The organism is Mesomycoplasma conjunctivae (genome assembly GCF_000026765.1).
In the GTDB taxonomy this organism is placed as follows: Bacteria; Bacillota_I; Bacilli_A; order Mycoplasmatales; family Metamycoplasmataceae; genus Mesomycoplasma; species Mesomycoplasma conjunctivae.
Genome location: NC_012806.1, coordinates 99,825 through 119,042, shown reverse-complemented (window position 1 = coordinate 119,042; position 19,218 = coordinate 99,825). Strand labels below are relative to the sequence as shown.

The following is a 19,218-nucleotide window of genomic DNA, read 5'->3' as shown; positions in this document are numbered from 1 at the left end:
TAATGGTAAAAAAAGAAGAAATTTTATTAAAGATTAAAAAATTAAGAGAAATTTCAGATGCTCCTTTTGTAGATTGCAAACAAGCTTTAGAAAATACTGATTATGATTTAGACAAAGCAGTAGTTTGATTACAAGAAAATGGAAAAGCTAAAGCTCTTAAAAAAGCAAATAGAATTGCTGCTGAAGGACTTGTTTCTGCAATTAAAAATGAAGAAAATATCGTAATTTTTGAATTAAATTCTGAAACAGATTTTGTAGCTAAAAACCAAAATTTTATTGATTTAAAAAACACTATTGCAACAACACTATTAGAGCAACCATTTGATAGTTTTGAACAAGCGCTACAAGTAAAGACAAAATCAGGTAAAACTATTAGTGAACTAGTAACTGACGCTACAGCAACAATTGGTGAAAAAATTAATTTAAGAAGAGCAATCAAAACAAATATTAGCGCTGGAGAAAATGCAGGTTTATACGTTCACTCTAATGGCCAAATTGCAACAATCACAATTATCAAAGGTGGTAGTGAAGAGGTTGCTAAAAATATTTCTATGCACACCGCTGCATTAAATCCAGATTACATTTTTGAATCTGATGTTCCAGCTGAAAAAATGAGTAAAATTCAACAAGAATTTGCAAGCTCTAAAGTATTAGAAGGAAAACCTGAAAACATTAAAGCTAATATTTTAAAAGGTATGATTAGCAAAGAATTATCAAAATTTGTACTTGAATATCAAGATTTTGCTATGGATAGTGCTATTTCAGTTTCAAAATATTTACAAAATAATGGTGCTAAATTAATAAAAGTTGTGCGCTTTGAAGTAGGTGAAGGTATTGAAAAAGAAACAGTTGACTTTTCACAAGAAGTTCAAGCACAAATTGCAAAAGCAAAACAAAATTAATTTTTAAAATTTATAAAAGGATAAAACTTTCCCTCTTGAGGGAAATTTTCTATTAATATGCTAGATTTTTTAAGTGGTAGATTACAAAAATCATTAACAAAAATGCAAAAATCAACAGTGATTAGTGAAGATGATTTAACTTCTATTATTCGTGATATTAAGTTTGCACTTTTAGAAGCCGATGTTAACTTATTAGTTGTAAAAGCATTTATTTCTGATGTAAAAAAACAAGTTATTGAGCAGGGATTAACAGGAAAATTAAATCCACAACAGCAATTTATCAAAATTTTGCATCAAAATTTAGTAAAAATTTTAGGTAACAATAGTCAACAGGTAATTTTCAAAAAACCCTTAAGCAAAATAATATTAGTTGGTCTCCAAGGTTCAGGAAAAACTACTACCGCGGCTAAATTATCCTTATTTGCTAAAAACAAAAAACACTCTCAAAAACCGTTGTTGGTAGCCTGTGATATCTATCGCCCAGCCGCAATTGAACAGTTAAAGCAATTAGGAAAACAAATTGGTATTGAGGTATTTAGTCAAGATGCAACTCCACAAGAAATTGCAAAAAATGCTATCCAATATGCACAGGACAATGATTTTGACCTTATAATTTTTGATACAGCTGGAAGACTTGCTATTGACGAGCCTCTTATGGATGAACTAGTAGATCTAAAAAAAATTATCCATCCTGATCAAATTCTATTTGTAACAGATGCTCTTTCAGGACAAGATGTCATTAATGTAGCACAAGTTTTTAACGACAGAATTAAATTAAACGGGGCTATTATTACCAAATTAGATTCTGATGCTCGTGGAGGTTCAGCACTTTCAATAACTCACTTGCTCAAAATTCCAATTAATTTTATTGGTAGTGGAGAAAAAATTAGTTCCCTTGAAATTTTTCACCCAAATAGAATTGCTGATCGAATTTTGGGAATGGGAGATGTTCTCTCTTTTATAGAACAAGCCGAGCAAAATATTGATCACAAACAGGCTGAAAAATTAGGAAAAAGAATGCTATCTGGAAATTTTAATCTAGATGATTTATTAAATAGTTTGTACCAAATTAGAAAAATGGGCAAATTCAGCAAAATCATCAAAATGATTCCAGGAATGGCTGGTAAAATCAATGATCAACAAATTAGCAATGCCGAATCTAAAATTAAACTATATGAAATTTTAATTTCCTCAATGACACTTGAAGAGCGCAAAAAACCTAAACTTTTAAAGCAATCTAGTAGAAAAAATCGTATTATTAAAGGTTCAGGACGCTCAAGTTCTGAATTTAACAGAATGCTTAATGAATTTGAGGCAATGTCAAAAAAAATTAAGGATTTTTCCGGAAAAAATAACACTTTTGAAGGTTTTTTTGAAAAATAACATAATATTAGGTGATTATGCAAAAAAAAGATTATCAATTTTTCGTTAACCATTTAAAACAATTTGGTTTTGTTTTTCAAGGATCAGAAATCTATGGTGGTTTAGCAAATACATGAGACTATGGACATTTAGGTGTTTTGCTAGCTAATAATATCAAAAATTTTTGACAAGATTTTTTTATAAATAGTCAACCACATGCTTATTTAATAGATACAAAAATTTTACTAAATCCAAAAGTGTGATTCGCTTCTGGTCACTTGGATAACTTCAATGACTTACTTGTTGAAAACAAAATTAATAAAAAAAGATATAGAGTAGATCATCTCTTAGAAGAAATTTTTCCTGATTTAGAAGTAGATAAATTAAGTGTCGAAGAACAAAATGCAAAGCTTTTAGAAATCAAATTTTATGACAATTGCCAAACTGATTGATCACCAATTCGACAATTTAATTTGCTTTTTGAAACTCAACAAGGTGTTGTTGAAAATCAAAAACAAAGTATTTATTTACGTCCAGAAACTGCGCAAGGAATTTTTATTAATTTTCAAAATATCCTACGCTCTACAAGAACAAAATTACCTTTTGCTGTTGGACAAATAGGAAAAGCTTTTCGTAATGAAATTACACCTGGAAACTTTATTTTCCGTACTCGAGAATTTGAACAAATGGAACTTGAAGTTTTTTGCCACCCACAAGATAGCAACAAAATTTATCAACTATATTTAGAAAAAGTGGGCAATTTTTTACAACAAGTGGGTCTAAAATCAGACAATGTTCGTCTAAGACATCACCAAGAATCAGAATTGGCACACTATTCTAATGCAACTGCTGATTATGAATTTAATTTTGGTTTTGGTTGAGGAGAATTATATGGTATTGCCCACCGCGGTGATTTTGATTTGCAAACACATCAAAAATACAGTGGACAAAAAATGGATTACCTTGATTTAACTACCAATCAAAAAATTGTTCCCCATGTAATTGAGCCCTCAGTCGGACTTGATCGTCTAATGTTAAGTATTTTAGAAAACTCCTTTGAATATGAAGAAGAAAATGATCGCTACCTACTAAAATTTAACTACAAAATGGCTCCTTACAAAGTGGCAGTTTTACCTTTAGTTAAAAAATTATCTCCACAAGCTTATCAAATTTTTGAAAATTTACTAACCAATAAAATTAGTGCAATTTTTGAAGAAGCTAACTCTATTGGTAAGCGCTACCGCCAGCAAGATGCTATTGGAACACCATTTTGCATCACATTTGACTATGATAGTTTAAATGACAATAGTGTCACAATTAGATACCGTGATAGTATGCAGCAAGAGAGAATTGCCTTAGATAAAATTGTTGATTTTCTAAACAAATTTGCAAAGGAATAAATGAATATCCAAGAATTACGAGCTTATATTCAAAACAATATTGACATTCACAGTGTCATATCACAATACATAAATTTAAGCAAAAAAGGCAATAACTACCTGGGAATTTGTCCATTTCACGATGATAGTAAACCTTCACTTTCTGTATCAACTAATAGGAAAATTTTCAAATGTTTTGCTTGCAACCAAGCAGGTGATGTAATTCAATTTTTAATTAAATATCACAATTGAAGCTTTAATGAGGTAATCAATTTTCTTAACACTACCTATAATTTACAACTCAACACCAATTTAGTTTTAAAAGAAACTCAAATTTATACTGAAGTAGAAAAACAAGCCCTTAGTGCTCTTAGTAATGCAAGCAAAATTTATTTTTTATATTTGTACCATAATAAAGATGAAAAAATTAAAAAATATCTTCAAAAAAGAAGGATTAGTGAAGATATTATCCAAACATTTAACATCGGATTTGCACCAGCTGAAGGCATCAAAGAAAAACTATACAATCTAGGTTTTGAACACTCTTTGCTTGTTAATTATTCATTAATTAACAATTTAGACAATGACTTTTTTACTAATAGACTAACTTTTGCCATCAGCAATGAGAAAGGTGATATTGTTGCTTTTTCTGGAAGAAGTTTAGAAAATGAGAATCCTAAATATCTCAATTCAGCTAGCTCTTCGCTATTTTCAAAATCAAATATTTTATACAACTATCACAGAGCAAAAGAATTTGAAGGTCCAAATAAAGAAATCATAATAACTGAAGGTTTTATGGATACTATTGCTTTTTATCGTGATGGAATTCACAATGTTGTCGCACTTATGGGCACATCATTGACTGAAAATCATATAAACTTGTTGAAAAATAAACAAGTTACACTAGTTTTAGATGTAGATGATGCTGGTAATAATGCCACTTTAAAATCAATCCAAATTCTTTTAAAAAACAAGATTACTACTTTTGTTATTAGTTGAGAAGATAAAATGGATCCTGATGAATATTTTGAAAAATATGGCAAACAAAGTTTGCAAAAAGCTATTAGAAATAAAAAAAGTGCGCTCGATTTTGTATACAATTTTTTTCTTAAATCAATAAACAAAAATAGTAGTCAACACTTAGAAAATTTTGTCAAAAATATCAAATGATATTTAGAAAAAAGTAGCCTTGCTGCAAGAGAAATATTTCTAAAAAAAATTGAAACAGATTTAAATATTCCTTCTTCTGCCTTTCAATTTAAAGATGATTACCTCAAGCAAAATTTCTTCAATAGTGATGACTACAACTTTGATCCTGGCTATGAATTAGAAAAACATTATTACATACCACCTAGCAATCATCGTAAAGTAGAATCAAAAGGTAGTTTTAATTTTCCTCCAGTTACGCCTTTGTTTTTTGAACTCAAAATATTATTAGTCGTTTTACTAGATCAAAAATTTATTAATGTTTTAAAAAGAAGTGATTACAAATTTATAGATGCAAAAAACAAAAACTATTTTGAATCAATTGAAAAAATCCATCAACAACCAGAAGCACATGCCAAAATGATAATGGATACTCGAGAGCAACTTTTGAAAATGATAGGCAAAGAATTTTATGATTATTGAAATTTAGATATCACACCTGTGACATTAGAAGAATTTGCTGATTGAATTGATTATGCTAATTTGAACAAAAAAAATCATGATATTAACAATAAAATCAAAAGAATTAATGAAACTACAGATCCAAAAGAACAAGAAGAATTACTCCTAAAAATATTTAAAAATTAAAATAAAGAGAAACTATGAAAAGCAAAAATGACAACATTGCAAAAAAAGCAACTACTACCAAAACTAAGAAAACTATGGGTAAAAAAACTAAAAAAGAATTAGAAACAAAATTAGATAATCAAGGGATTTTAGATAAAAAAACAGAGCTTAAAAAAGCGACAAAAACTAAAGAAAAATCAACAACAAGCGAAAAATCTAAAACTAAAAAAGAAGTAGAAAAAACAACAAAAGCTAAATCAAAAAAAGAGAGTGATCCATACAACTTTTTAATCGACAAACTTGCTAAATTATTAGAAAAAAAGAAAGCTAAACTAGATAAAAAAAACAATAAATCTGTTAACAAAGACATTTTTTTAACACAAAGTGAAGTCTCCTCATTTTTGGAAAAGAAAAAATTATCTATTGATGAAAACCAAATTGATCAAGTTTTTGAAATATTAATACAAAAAGGAATTATTAGCCTCGATATTGATCAAGATGACCAGAAAAAAGTTGATAAAGATGAGCTCATAAAATTAACTAATAAAAAAGTCAAAAAAGCTAAAAAAACCTTTTTAGATAGTGAAGATTTAGACAACATCGACATAGATTCTAGTGATTTAGAAGACATTGATGATGAAGATTTTACAGAGGTAGATGACTCACTAAAAATTCAAGATATTGATGATGAGGACTATATGGATCACCACGATATTCATGAATCTCGCAAACCAAAAATATTTAGTGATGATACTTATAGAAACAAGCTCACTGACACTAACGACATAATCAAGTGATACATGCGCTGAATTGGTAAATACGGAAAACTACTAACATATGAAGAAGAACAAGAACTAGCTAGAAAAATGGAAATACCAGGGCGCGTAGGTAGAAAAGCTCGTGATACCTTAATTAAGCGAAACTTGCGTTTGGTTATCAATAATGCAAAGCGTTATAAAAATCGTGGTTTAAACTTTATTGACTTGATTTCTGAAGGTAATTTAGGAATTATGAAGGCGATTTCGAAATATGATCGAACTAAAGGATTTAAGTTTTCTACTTACGCAACTTGATGAATTAGACAATCAATAACTCGCGCTGTCGCTGATCAAGCTCGACTTATTCGTATTCCAGTGCACATGGTTGAAACTATTAATAAAATAAATAAAATTGAGCGTGAGTTGCAGCAAAAAAATGGTGTTACTCCTTCAGCTGAAGAAATTGCCGATGTAATGGGAGCCGATTTTACACCAGAAAAAGTACGTTATATAAGGAAAATTAATATAGATCCTATTTCACTTGACAAAGCAATAGGTAAAGAAGAAGATAGTTCATTTTCTGATTTTATTAAAGATGAAAGTGTTATTTCACCTTCAGACTATGCAGAACAAGAAGAAAAATCTAAAGTTTTAATTGAAATGATTAAAAACAATTTAGAAGAGGAAGAACAAGAGTTTATCATGCGTCGTTATGGAATTGGTAATGATAAAAATGGTAGACAATATAGAGCACATAGTTATGATGAATTAGCTGCTGATAGAGGTGTTACCAAAGAGAGAATTAGACAAATTGAATCCAAGATTTTAAAAAAATTGCGTGCACCACAAAGAAGATGATCAGAAAAGGGATTATCATAGATGAAAGTTGAACAAATTGGCAATTTTTTACTAGAAAAATTTCCTTTAGAAAACCAAGCACCTTGAGATAATTCAGGTTGAAATTTGTTATTTGATGAGCAAGTAAACAAGATTTTAATAACTCTGGATTTAACACGCGATATCATTAAAAAGTGTATAAAAATGAAGGTAAATTTAATAATTGTGCATCATCCATTTTATTTTTTTTCTAGCAAAAAAGATGAATATTTAAAAGCTCCTTACAAAAAAAGTGTAACATCGCTTGCAAGAAAAAACAAAATTAGTATTCTAGCACTACATACTAATTATGATTTTAGCAATCAAGCAACAGCTTATTCAATTATTAAACAATTAAATTTGGATACTAGCAATGCAGAAACATTGGATCCTGCCAATTTATTAATAAAGCTAGATTTGGATTTTAATTCAATGGTTCAAATAATTAAAAAAGCTATAAAAATAAAGCATTTACAATCAAATGTGAAAAAAAATTATAAATTAAAAAAGGTTGCAATTTTACCTGGAAGCGGTGGTATTGAAGCCGTTTTAAATGCCAAAAAACATAAAGCAGATTTAGTCATCACCTCCGATTTAAAATGATCAGATCAATTAGCTATAGATCAACATAAAATAAAGGTTTTGCAAGTCAGTCATTTAATTGAACAATGTTTTATTTACAATATTAGTGATATCTTAAAAGAAAATTTTGCTAAAATTGAAATACATACTATATTACAGAAAGAGATTTTAGAAAATATCTAAAAGTATTATGATCAAATTAGGCTCACACATTTCTTTTAAAAAACCTTATTATTTGCCAGGTGCAGTCGATGAATCCTTGAAAAACAAAGCAAATACCATGATGATTTTCCTTGGAGCACCTCAAACTACTAGAAGAGTACCTGTTGAAAACTACAAACTAAACGAATATAAACAAATGTTTTTAGATATTGTCAAACCTGAAGATATCATTGTTCATGCTCCTTACATTATTAACAACGCAAGTATAGCAAAGCATGAATTTTCAAATAAATTCTTAATAGAAGAAATCAATAGAGTTAGATATATCGGAGCTAAATATTTAGTTCTTCATCCTGGTTCGCACACAACTTTTAGTCGACAAGCAAGTATTGAACAATTAATAGAATCTTTGAAATACGTGATTTCACAAACACAAGATGTTGTTATTTGCATTGAAACAATGGCTGGAAAAGGAACAGAAATTGGGACTACTTTTGAAGAATTGGTGTATATTGTTGAACAAGTCAACTCTGAGCGCATCGCAATTTGTTTAGATACTTGCCACATTTGGGATGCCGGTTATAACTTGCACAACTATGATGACTTTATAGCAAAAATTAAAAAATCAGGGCTACTAAAATATTTAAAAGTCATTCATTTGAATGACTCATTAAACCATCTTGGATCAAAAAGAGATCGCCACGCAAACATAGGACAAGGTAAAATTGGTCTTGAAGCACTAAAAAAAATTGTCCATGATCCTTTATTTGACAGCATCCCTATTATTTTAGAAACCCCATGAGTAGATAACAAGCCAATTTATGACAAAGAAATAGCAATACTTTTAGAAAAATAAGGAGAAATATGAAACAAATTTATATAGCTGCTGGTTGTTTTTGAGGTGCACAAGCCTTTTTTGACAAAGCCAAAGGAGTTATTAGCACTAGTGTGGTTTATCTCAACGGCGGTTTTGAAGGTGTAACTTACAAACAAGTTTGCCAATCATCAGGACATGTCGAAGCTGTTGAAATTAATTACGATGAAAATTTAATTACTGAAAAACAACTATGAAATTTATTTTTACAGATAGTAAATCCTTACTCACTCAATAAACAAGGAGGTGACAAAGGAGTTCAATACCGAATTGGAATTTATAGCAAAAGTGAACAACTTTTAAAGGTTTTTGCACAATTTCAAAAAGATTTTCAAGCTAGTGAAAATCGACCAAATTATATTGAAATTTTACCAGTAAACGATGTTAGTTTAGCTGAAGAATATCACCAAAAATACCTTGAAAAAAATCCTAATGGATATTGTCATATTAATTTAGATTTATTTCCAATAGAATTAAAAAAGGAAAAAAGTGAATAACAAGGAATTTTTAGAAGATCTTCAACTGCGAGGAATTTTAAAAGATATCAGTGACCAAGATAAATTTTTGAATCTTGAAAAAGGTAAAAAAATTTATATTGGTTTTGATCCAACAGCTAGTTCGCTCCACCTTGGAAATTATATTGCAATTAATCTATTGCAAAGGTTAAAGCAATTTGATATTCCTGTTATCGCAGTTGTCGGTGGTGCCACTGGAATGATCGGAGATCCTTCTTTTGCTTCCAAAGAAAGAGTGTTATTATCCAATCAAACTCTCTTAGAAAATAAAGCCAAAATTATTGCTCAGCTACAAAAATTCAATCTTAATGTTTTTGATAATCTAGAAATTTATAAAGACATGAATATTATCGAATTTTTACGCGATATTGGCAAAAACATCAACATTGCCTATCTTTTAGCTAAAGACTCCATTGCCACTAGAATCCAAAGCGGACTCTCTTTTACAGAGTTTTCCTACCAACTAATTCAGGGTTGAGACTTTAAATATCTATACGAAAATTTTAATGTGGTAGCTCAAGCTGGTGGTTCCGATCAGTGAGGTAACATGGTTACTGGACTAGATCTAATCAAAAAAACAGTTGCTAATCACAAACAAGACGCCTTTGTGATGACAGTCAATTTGTTAACTGATGAAAATGGTGTTAAATTTGGAAAAACCTTTGGCGGGAGCCCAATTTGACTAGATGCTAATATGTATAGCCCCTATAATTTGTATCAATTTTTGTTTAATCAAAGCGATGCACAAGCTGAAAAAATTATCAAATGACTATCTTTTCAACCACTTAGTAAAATTAATGAACTTATTGTAACACATAATGAAAATAAAAAGGCAAGAATTTTACAAAAAGAGTTAGCTCATGAAATTGTAGCCAATATTCATGGCAAATCTGGACTTAAAAGTGCTCTTGAAATTTCGGATATTTTATTTGGTAAAACTAGTTATCAAGAAATTAGCTATGAAAATAAACAAGAATTGAAAAAAGTACTTCCACTTTTGAGTTCAGCTAACTTTAGTGCAGCTAGTTTGATTGAACAAAAAGTCTTTAATTCTAAAAGAGAATTAAACGAATTTATAGCTCAGGGTGCTCTAGAAATCAATGGTCAAAAAATTGCTCACATTGAAATGATTAGTGCTAATTTAAAAGATGAAAATAATTTATTTTTAATTAAAAAAGGTAAGAAAAATTTCTTTATTTTTGAACAAAAATAAACACTTTTTTAAATTTTTGTAGAAAAAAATATCAACAAAAAATGATGCATTTAATACTTGCATCATTTTTTTATAACTAAATTATTTTTCAAGAAATTTGAGTACTTGCTGACTAATAAATTCTGGGCTAAAACCTTTTAATTCATAGACAATTTGCCCAGGAGCTGATTCGCCGAAGTCTTTTGCAAAGCGACCTGCAAATTTTTGATAAACTGCTAATTTGTACCAAAGAGTATCATTAGAAGCTTCAATTGCAAAAAGTGGCACTTTGTCTAATTCTAACTTCTTAATTAGCTCAGCATCGTCGACTAAAAGTTGCAAAATAGGCACAGAGACCACACTTGCAATGATATTATATTTTTCTAGTTCACTAGCCACTTTACATGCTAAGCTGACTTCTGATCCTGAAGCTAACAAGATAATATTGTTGTTGATTTTTCTATCAATATAGTAAGCTGGAGCAAATTTTTCTAATTTATTATAAGAAACTAAAGGCTGACGCGAAGCAATGAGGGCACTGGGTTGATCTTTTAGATTTAAAAGGTAAGAAAAACCTTCTAGAGTCTCAAAGTCATCGCAAGGTCGCACTACTAAAAAATTAGGAATAGCCCTAAGAGCACCTAATTGTTCAACAGGTTGGTGAGTTGGTCCATCACCACCTACTTGATAAGAGTCATGACTAAAAATATAAATAGGGTTTAATTTCATCAATGAAGCCATTCTCAGCGCTGGTTTGCCATAATCACTAAAGCTTAAAAAAGTTGAAGAAATAGTTCTAAAATTACTATGTAATAAAATTCCATTGTTAATAGCAGCCATCGCAAATTCACGAATTCCATAGTCAATCCTTTTAGGATTTGTAAACTGTACTTTCGTAGCAACGGCTAAATCAGCTGAGCCACCTAATAAAAATAAGTCTTTTTGATTTAAAGTAGTAATAATTTGGCCAACATAGTCACGAATTGCTAAATTTTGCTTAGCAAAAACTAGATTTTCAATGCTAATATCTTCTTTTTTGTTCATAAAATCAACAAACTTTTGTGCCAAATCAGGAAATCTTTTTTGATAAGCTGTAAATAAATTCTCTCATTTTTGGTAAGCTTGTTCTTTTTTTAAAAGCAGTTTTTGACCCATTTGATAAACTGAATTTTCAACATTAAAAGGTTGAAAATTAGTTAAATTGAGCTTTGTTTTTAAATCAATAGTTTGTTCTAAATTCAAGCTTCCATGGTGTCCTAGACTTTGATTTGCAAACTGAGTTTGAAAAGCAATAATTGTTGGCACTTGAATATAAGTTGGTAAATTGGAATTTTGTGCCTCTTTTATTGCCTCATCAATAGTTTCTACCTGATTATCTTTTAAAATAATCGTATGAAAGCCTAGTGAGCTAAAAAATCCTTGAAAATCAACGCTGTTGACCTCAGATGATCTTGTATCAATTTGGACATCATTATAATCATGGATGACAATTAGTTTGCTAAGTTTATTAGTAGCTGCAAAAGCTAGTGCTTCAAGGGCGACTCCTTCTTGTAAATCGCCATCGCCACAAAGAACATATGTATAGTGATTGATGAGTAAAAAGTCTTGATAATTGAAGTAGTTTGCTAACTTTTGCTCAGCAAGTGCCATTCCCACTGCCATCGCGATTCCTTGACCCAAAGGACCTGTCGAAGCATCAATATAATCTAGTTTATCAACTTCAGGATGCGAAGGTGTTTGCGAGTGTAATTGCTTGTGTTGCTTGATTTCTTCAAGTGAAATTAAGCCCATTAAATGATAGAGTGAATAAAGACCCATTGAGCCATGACCAGCTGAGAGAACAAAGCGATCACGGTTGATTCGTTTAGGATTTTTGCTTGAAAAATGAAGGTTTTTTGCAACTATTGCATAAAAAATTTCACTTGCACCTAAAGCCATTCCAAGGTGTCCACCACCTGCTTGATTAATAGCATCAATAGCAATTGAGCGCATTGATGCTAAAAATAAATTAGTGTCTTTGCTCTTCAAGTTTTTTACTTCTTTGTTTTTTAATAATTCCATCAATAACAAATCCTAAATAAGCTAAGATTGTAGTTACAAAAATTGCAAACTTACCAATTTTTGGAATCAAGCCAATAAGTCCTGGAAGATACCCAATAAAATAATCTGTATCTCCTCAGTTAAGACTAACAAGTGATTTGCTAGACTCACCAGAGGCGACCAAAAGTTGACCTAAAGAATTATTTGAAAGTGGTGTTCAGTTTCCAAGAGCAAAAAAGACAGGAATAAAAGTAATAATTAGTCCACCAACAAAAGGTCCAACAATTGCTCCTCAGATGCCACCTTTGACATTACCAAAAACTCCAGAAGTTGCTCCTAGGAAAAAGTGTGGCACTAATCCTGGTAAAATAACTGCGGGAATCAGAGCTGCTTTTCCTAAACCAAGAGTAATTAGAAGGCCAACAATTCCTGCTAAAAAAGAAGAAATAAAGCCAATAATGACAGCATTTGGTGCATAAGGAAAGACCACTGGACAATCAACTGCAACCTTAGAATTTTTAATTAATTTGTCAGAAATTCCTTTAAACATCGGCACTAATTCACCGACAAATAAACGCACACCAGCTAAAATAATTTCTACCCCAGCTGTAAAAGTAAAAGCAGAGACAATCATTGTGACTACCCAATTACCTGAAGATAAAATCTCAAAAGCTTGAGCATCGCGAAGAGGATCTATCTTACCAATTTCGTACATAATACCAGCTGGTAAAAAAGCAAATAAATAGAAAACAAAGACAGTCAGTGAAATAGAAACTAAGGTATTTCTAAAAAAGTAGAGTGATTGGGGAAACTTAATAGCCTCAGTTGATAGAAGCGGTTTTTTTGCAAACTTAGCAATAGTCTCACCGATTATACCAGAGAGTGCATAACCAAAACCACCTGTGTGACCAAGGGCAATCTCATCTGTTTGTGTTATTTGACGCATATATCTTTGTTGAACTGCAGGTGAGACAATCATGTAAATAGCTAAAACTCCTGCTCCAGAAATTAGTGCAAGGGCAAAATCGGAGGCACTATTTTGAAAATCAAAGCCGGAAGTATACATCACAGCTGCTAACATTAGTGAAGAATAATAGAGCACATGCCCTGATAAATAAACATATTTTAGTCTGGAAAATAAAGCTAAAATGATGTTTAAAAGCATTGCAACTACCATAATGAGTGAACCAAGAGTTGCAATACTTGGAAGTGATTTTGCAAGCGCGCCTGCAAAAGCATCGTTGTTAGGAATTACCCCTGATAGATTATAAACTCTTTCAAAAAGGGGTTGAAATTTTGTAAGGGAGCCGACGAGCACACCAGCGCCGCCACCAAGAATTAAAAATCCAACTGTGACTTTAAAAGAGCTGATGATAATTTGTGAAAGCTTTTTACGCATTGAAATTGCACCAATGAGTGTAAAAAGACCAACAAGTAAAGCTGGGGTTCCTACAAAATCTTTTATAAAAGATAGTAATCAGAAACCAAAATTCATTTTTTGTCCTTTATTTTTTAATTAATTTTTAAAACTTTTTTTAATTTTTCTTCTAATTCTTCCTTAGATAAAATGTTAGTTAAAACTATCATTTTGCTGGCATCAAATTCTAAAGTTGGTGCAACATCAGCACCAACAACGACATAATCAACACCTTGTGCATTAAAGGAAGAAATGTTTGTATGTTCTACTGATTCATAGTCAATATTTAATTTATCTAGCACCATTTTTACATTCATTTCGAGTAAAAGTGATGATCCTAGACCAGATCCACAAACACATTTTATGTTCATTTTTAAACCTCATATTTTTTAACTATATCTAAAAAATGCTCAACACTATTTGCTTGATATGCTTCTTTTTTAAACTCTTGATTACCAAAATAATTTGCAAATTGTGAAATTAAATCAATATGATCATTAGAGTTTGGTGCACTTAATGTAACAATAATTTTTGCTTGTTTATCTTCTTGATTATTAAAAGTTACATAGTTGTGCAAAAGTAAAATTGATGCTGCAGCTTTAATACAATAAGCACCGACTGGGGCATGCAAAAGTGCAATGCCTTTTTCTAAAACATAGTAAGCACCGAATTGAGCAGTGGATTCCATGATTGCTTTTTCAAGATCTCAAGTTGCTTTTTGATTTTCAACTAATATCCTTACGCCCTCATGAACTACTTCTTTTCAATCTTTAATGTCTTTAAAAACCATCATTTTTTTGTCAAATAATTTCATATTAACCCCTGTTATTTGTAAATGCAATAATAAAAAATAGAGCACCAGCCAATAAAAGTGTGAGAACAAAGGCTATAAAAACTATTGCCCCCGCTTTTGTGCTCGTTGTTGTTTTTACCTCTTTAGGTTTTGGTAACGATTTGATGTAAAAAAATTTATTAGGATTAGATTTTAATCTTATCTTGTCTTCTTTAGCTTGCTCTAATATCTCATTTAATTCTTCCAAGCTTTTATTTTCAAGCTTTTTTTGTTCATGATCATAGATTTTTACTAGTTCTTTAATTATTTTTTCTTTCATTATTTACCTCATTTACTAAATGCAACAACCATATTTTTTGTTCATAAAGGATAAAAAATAAAGTATCTTTTTCAAAAAGCAATTTTTTTATATTTCAAATATGATTTCATTAATAAATAATTTTCTCCATCTTGAAAAGCTTCTATAAAAGTAGAACAGTCTTTAAAAGATTGTCAAAAAATTTTATGATTTAGTACAAAATCTAAAGATAAAATTATCAAACTGATAACTAAAAATATTATTGAAATTCAATACAAACTCATTGTTAATAAAATAATAAAAATATGAAAAAAAATAAGAAAAGTTGTAAATAAAACTTTATTATATTTCAGTTTGAATTTATTATTATTTAAATAAAAATAATGAAAAAATAATAAATTAATTTGTCCATAAGCACTCTCATCTAAATAAGCCTCAGGAATTTTAATGATCATATTTTTAAAGGAAATATGATCAAATAAAATTTCATTTGTGAGCTTAAAATCAAAAGTTAAATTATATTTTTTATTCAAGGTTTTTCTAATTTCATCAATATTAATTTTAAAAGGCGTTGCAAAATTACTATACTTAATTTTTAAATTAACTTGATAAATAAAAAATATAAAAAACTGTAATAAAATTACCATTAAAAAAATAAAAATACCGTAATATGAAAAATTAATTTCTATCATTTTTATCAAACCTATTAATTGAACTAAAATACTGAACAATAATTTTAGGATTCTGCAAAGGAGCAACTTCTTGATTAATGTTATTTATAAGTTGTGATTGATTTATTAGTTTATATTCACTTTGATTATTAATTTTTGAGAGCTCAATTTTGTCACTCACTAGTATAAAATATTTTGCATTATTATATTTTTTATTTATCAACAAAACAATATTGTCGAATTCTTTTTTATCAAAATAATTTCATTTTTGTTTTTTATTATTTTTTTCTGAATAAATATCATCACTAATGATTATCTTTTCAACACTTTTGTTAAAAGGGATAATATTAGAAACTACAAAAATGCTCTCCTTAGTAACAATTAATCCTGGAATAATCGAATAATTTAGTTTAGAAAATCTATTTTTTACAAGCAAATTAGTCATTACTGAAGAATCGGTTGAAGCATTTATTATTTTTAAGGAATCAATTGTCTCTTTTGTTGTTGAAATCAAGGATTTTGTTGATTTTTCAGGTTTTGTTACTAATCTTTTAACAATGACAAAAATCAAAATTAAGGCCAGAATACCTGCTAATGAATAAATAGCAATATTAATTGGAGTCATTGCTACCTCATTGTTTTGCAAAATCTGAAAAATTAGGATAGGAAAAGATAATGCTGCCACCAATTGCTACATCCACATTAAATTGCTCAAATAAGTCTCAATTTTCTTTTCTTAGTCCACCATCAGAATAAACTTTAATCTTTGAATTTAAAGAACGAATCTGGCTTATTTTTTCTAATAACTTAGGATTTAAAGGTTGGCCTGTACCTCCAATTTTATCAATTGTCATTACTAAAATAATAGGTATTTTTGCAATAATATTTGCAAAATCTTGGACTTCTTGATGAGCTTGCAACATTGCTCCAAAATTTATATTTGGATATTGCTTTTTTATAAAAATAAGTTGTTCTAATGTTAAAAATTCTATGGGAATAAAAATGGTTTTTATTCCAATTTGTACCAATTTTTCAATTTTTTCAAAAGGGTTTTTAGTCATTAAGTGTGCATCAAATTCAATATTTGGAAATAATTTAACTAGATAGGAAGTCATTTCATAATTTGCACCAAAATTTTTGGCATAAATTTCATCTGCAAAGTCAATATGTGCATATTTAAGTCCATATTTTTGCAACTTTGTTAATATTTTTAAAGATTTAAATATATTTAGAGCTAAAACACTTTGAGAATAAAACATTATCTTCCTCCAATAAAGCACCTATTTTTAATTTTACTTTTTTTTTTTTTTTAGCAAGCATTTGCTCAAACTAATTTTTAGCTTAAGAAGACAATAAATTGGACAACTTAAGTATTGCTCTAAATTACTTAAAAGTTGTTTAAAAATGAAGAAAAACAAGATTTTATTAAAAAATTTTTAAGAAATTAAATACAAAAAACTACCTTAAAAATTTATAAAAGTAGTTCATATTTAAACAAATGAAAAATATAATCAAGAATAAAAATTAACCTTTAACTAAGAAATACTCAAATTAAAGATATTGTTTTATTTTTAATGCAACTTTATTACTAAAAATACTTTATTTTCTTATATAATAAATAAAAATATGGAAAATTCAAATAATTATATTTCAGAAAAATTGGACGACTTTTCAAAGTGAGCTAGACATAGAAAAACAGCGCTGATTTTTAGTGTTTTGGTTTTATCTTTTTCTATTTATCTAATTACAAGATCTATTAGAAACAATTATCAAGAATTTGTTTTAGATAACTATTATTTCATTAGTTTTGTAAACTACTTTCAAAACTTTAGTGTTATTTTTTACTTCACCTACCAATCCAATATCTTGCTCGGTTTAGCTCTTCTAGGTTATACAATATCACCAACAAAAAGAAAATTTCAATTTCTTTTTGCAACAACAGTAATGATGACAATTGTTTTTATTGTTTTTTGAACATTAATAGCCTGACATATAGACTTTAATAATTCAAAAGAACTTTTTTCAACAGCAACAGTTCATTTTTTACACCCTATCCTTGCAGTAATTTCACTTTTTTGATTTAGAAAAGATTTTGTGCTTAAAAAAATAGGTTTATTTGCTGCTATTTTTTATATGTTTGCCTACTATATTTTTTGTTTATTTTTATACATTTTTACAGTCAAACAATGATTAAGTAACCAATATGATGATGAAAAATTTGTTTATTTTTATACAGGTTTGACTATTTACCCTTTTTTAAATTTTTTACATCCTTTCTTTTATTCAGGTAATAATTATTTCCTAATTTTCCTATTAAATTTAATTACTTTTTTATTTTCATTTATACTTCCGTATCTTGTAGCTCTACTTCTTATAAATCTTTATGGCATCAGGCGAATAGAGTGAAAATTAAGACCTTTTATTTACAGTTTTTTTAAAAGAATATACAAATTATTTAAAATAACATATGACAAAACTAAAATGATATTTAATAAGAAAGAAGATCAATAATGTCAAGAATTGTAGTTGGTTTATCAGGTGGAGTTGATTCTTCTGTAACAGCTTATTTATTAAAGCAACAAGGACATGAGGTAATTGCTGTTTTTATGAGAAATTGAGACTCAACTATCAACAACGATATTAAGGGAAATGATTCCTATCAAGACCACATTTGTCCGCAAGAAAAAGATTGATTAGATGCGCAAAAAATTGCCAAACAATTAGATATTCCAATTCACCGAGTTGATTTTATTGATGAATATTGAAATGAAGTTTTTGAAGATCTAATTGAAAAATACAAAAATGGCAAAACACCAAATCCTGATATTTTATGTAATAAAAATATTAAATTTAAACACTTTTTAAACTATAGTATCGAAAAATTTAAAGCTGATTTTATAGCGATGGGCCATTATGCAAAAACTGAAAACAGCTTCCTTTTTGAAGCAAAAGATGAAAATAAAGATCAAAGCTATTTTCTGTCACAATTGTCAAATGAGCAACTAAAAAAAGTTTTGTTTCCTCTAGGTGATTACACTAAAGATCAAGTGCGAAAAATTGCATTTGAACAAAATTTAATTACCCATGATAAAAAAGATTCAACTGGAATTTGTTTTATTGGTGAACGCCGCTTCAGTGACTTTTTGCAAAATTATATCCCTAGTCAACCAGGAAATATTGTAGATATTACTACTCAAAAAATTGTGGGTAGACATGTTGGTGCAATGTATTTTACTATCGGACAGCGAAAAGGCTTTGGCCTTAGTGGTATGAGTCAACCTTATTTTGTAGTTGGTCATAATTTAGCACAAAAAATTCTTTATGTAGCTCCTCAAGATCAAAGACATTGACTTGTTTCTAACAATTTGTTAGCTTCGCATTTAAATATATTAAATGCCAATTTTAATCCTAACAATTTAAAAGCTAAATTTCGCTATCACCAAAAAGCAGTTGCCGTGCAAATCAAAATAATAGACAACGATCAATTCCAAGTCTATTATGATGATTTTGAAGCTGTTACCCCCGGACAAGAAGTGGTTATATATGATGGCCCAATGGTAGTCATCTCTGGACAAATTGAAAAGGTTTTTCAAAATCAAAAAGAGCTTGATTACTTAAGTTAAT

At 29.1% G+C, this 19,218-nt stretch carries 19 protein-coding genes; 11 read left to right on the top strand and 8 right to left on the bottom strand.

The window, feature by feature from the left end; all coding sequences use genetic code 4:
* The first annotated feature begins 2 nt into the window (after positions 1-2).
* Genes tsf through tyrS form a run of 9 tightly spaced genes read left to right on the top strand, consistent with a single transcriptional unit; the run spans position 3 to position 10,396 of the window.
* Positions 3-902 carry a translation elongation factor Ts gene (tsf, locus tag MCJ_RS00545; RefSeq protein WP_012751328.1) on the top strand — a complete coding sequence of 300 codons (900 nt, stop codon included), beginning with the start codon at positions 3-5 and terminating at the stop codon, positions 900-902.
* 57 nt (positions 903-959) lie between these two features.
* Entirely contained in the window at positions 960-2,285 is a 1,326-nt protein-coding gene (gene ffh, locus MCJ_RS00540) for a signal recognition particle protein (protein ID WP_012751327.1), read from the top strand.
* A 17-nt stretch (positions 2,286-2,302) separates the two neighbouring features.
* Positions 2,303-3,664, top strand: coding sequence for a glycine--tRNA ligase (locus MCJ_RS00535; protein WP_012751326.1), 1,362 nt, complete (start codon positions 2,303-2,305; stop codon positions 3,662-3,664).
* The gene (gene dnaG / locus MCJ_RS00530) at positions 3,665-5,437 is read left to right on the top strand and encodes a DNA primase (RefSeq protein ID WP_012751325.1); all 1,773 of its coding nucleotides are present in this window, start codon (positions 3,665-3,667) and stop codon (positions 5,435-5,437) included.
* Positions 5,438-5,451: 14 nt separating this feature from the next.
* On the top strand, positions 5,452-7,053 hold the full coding sequence (locus MCJ_RS00525) for an RNA polymerase sigma factor (protein ID WP_012751324.1): 1,602 nt from the start codon (positions 5,452-5,454) through the stop codon (positions 7,051-7,053).
* Complete coding sequence (locus MCJ_RS00520) at positions 7,054-7,815, top strand: Nif3-like dinuclear metal center hexameric protein (RefSeq protein WP_012751323.1); 762 nt, start codon at positions 7,054-7,056, stop codon at positions 7,813-7,815. It begins immediately after the preceding gene.
* A gap of 7 nt (positions 7,816-7,822) precedes the next feature.
* Entirely contained in the window at positions 7,823-8,650 is an 828-nt protein-coding gene (locus MCJ_RS00515) for a deoxyribonuclease IV (protein WP_012751322.1), read from the top strand.
* An 8-nt stretch (positions 8,651-8,658) separates the two neighbouring features.
* The gene (gene msrA / locus MCJ_RS00510) at positions 8,659-9,165 is read left to right on the top strand and encodes a peptide-methionine (S)-S-oxide reductase MsrA (protein WP_012751321.1); all 507 of its coding nucleotides are present in this window, start codon (positions 8,659-8,661) and stop codon (positions 9,163-9,165) included.
* The gene (gene tyrS, locus MCJ_RS00505; RefSeq protein ID WP_012751320.1) at positions 9,158-10,396 is read left to right on the top strand and encodes a tyrosine--tRNA ligase; all 1,239 of its coding nucleotides are present in this window, start codon (positions 9,158-9,160) and stop codon (positions 10,394-10,396) included. The genes msrA and tyrS overlap by 8 nt, the downstream gene beginning before the upstream one ends.
* 81 nt (positions 10,397-10,477) lie before the next feature.
* Here tyrS and MCJ_RS00500 read toward each other — a convergent pair whose 3' ends face one another.
* The 8 genes from MCJ_RS00500 to MCJ_RS00465 are packed head-to-tail and all read right to left on the bottom strand — an operon-like array spanning position 10,478 to position 16,853.
* Positions 10,478-12,436, bottom strand: coding sequence for a transketolase-like TK C-terminal-containing protein (locus MCJ_RS00500; protein WP_050731545.1), 1,959 nt, complete (start codon positions 12,434-12,436; stop codon positions 10,478-10,480).
* Positions 12,384-13,910 carry a PTS ascorbate transporter subunit IIC gene (locus MCJ_RS00495; RefSeq protein WP_012751318.1) on the bottom strand — a complete coding sequence of 509 codons (1,527 nt, stop codon included), beginning with the start codon at positions 13,908-13,910 and terminating at the stop codon, positions 12,384-12,386. The genes MCJ_RS00500 and MCJ_RS00495 overlap by 53 nt, the downstream gene beginning before the upstream one ends.
* A 17-nt stretch (positions 13,911-13,927) precedes the next feature.
* Positions 13,928-14,203 carry a PTS sugar transporter subunit IIB gene (locus MCJ_RS00490; RefSeq protein WP_041594478.1) on the bottom strand — a complete coding sequence of 92 codons (276 nt, stop codon included), beginning with the start codon at positions 14,201-14,203 and terminating at the stop codon, positions 13,928-13,930.
* A 2-nt stretch (positions 14,204-14,205) separates the two neighbouring features.
* On the bottom strand, positions 14,206-14,646 hold the full coding sequence (locus MCJ_RS00485) for a PTS sugar transporter subunit IIA (protein WP_012751316.1): 441 nt from the start codon (positions 14,644-14,646) through the stop codon (positions 14,206-14,208).
* 1 nt (position 14,647) lies between these two features.
* Positions 14,648-14,944, bottom strand: a complete 297-nt coding sequence (locus MCJ_RS00480; protein ID WP_012751315.1) for a hypothetical protein — start codon at positions 14,942-14,944, stop codon at positions 14,648-14,650.
* Entirely contained in the window at positions 14,944-15,615 is a 672-nt protein-coding gene (locus MCJ_RS00475; protein WP_041594476.1) for a hypothetical protein, read from the bottom strand. Before MCJ_RS00475 ends, MCJ_RS00480 begins: the two co-directional genes overlap by 1 nt.
* Positions 15,602-16,219, bottom strand: coding sequence for a hypothetical protein (locus MCJ_RS00470; RefSeq protein WP_012751313.1), 618 nt, complete (start codon positions 16,217-16,219; stop codon positions 15,602-15,604). Before MCJ_RS00470 ends, MCJ_RS00475 begins: the two co-directional genes overlap by 14 nt.
* Entirely contained in the window at positions 16,206-16,853 is a 648-nt protein-coding gene (locus MCJ_RS00465) for a beta/alpha barrel domain-containing protein (protein ID WP_012751312.1), read from the bottom strand. The genes MCJ_RS00470 and MCJ_RS00465 overlap by 14 nt, the downstream gene beginning before the upstream one ends.
* A gap of 367 nt (positions 16,854-17,220) precedes the next feature.
* Here MCJ_RS00465 and MCJ_RS00460 point away from each other — a divergent pair, with 367 nt between their 5' ends.
* Entirely contained in the window at positions 17,221-18,105 is an 885-nt protein-coding gene (locus MCJ_RS00460; protein ID WP_012751311.1) for an MAGa3780 family membrane protein, read from the top strand.
* Positions 18,105-19,217 (top strand): tRNA 2-thiouridine(34) synthase MnmA, encoded by a 1,113-nt coding sequence (gene mnmA, locus MCJ_RS00455; RefSeq protein WP_012751310.1) that lies wholly within the window; start codon positions 18,105-18,107, stop codon positions 19,215-19,217. The genes MCJ_RS00460 and mnmA overlap by 1 nt, the downstream gene beginning before the upstream one ends.
* The last annotated feature ends 1 nt before the right edge of the window (position 19,218 follow it).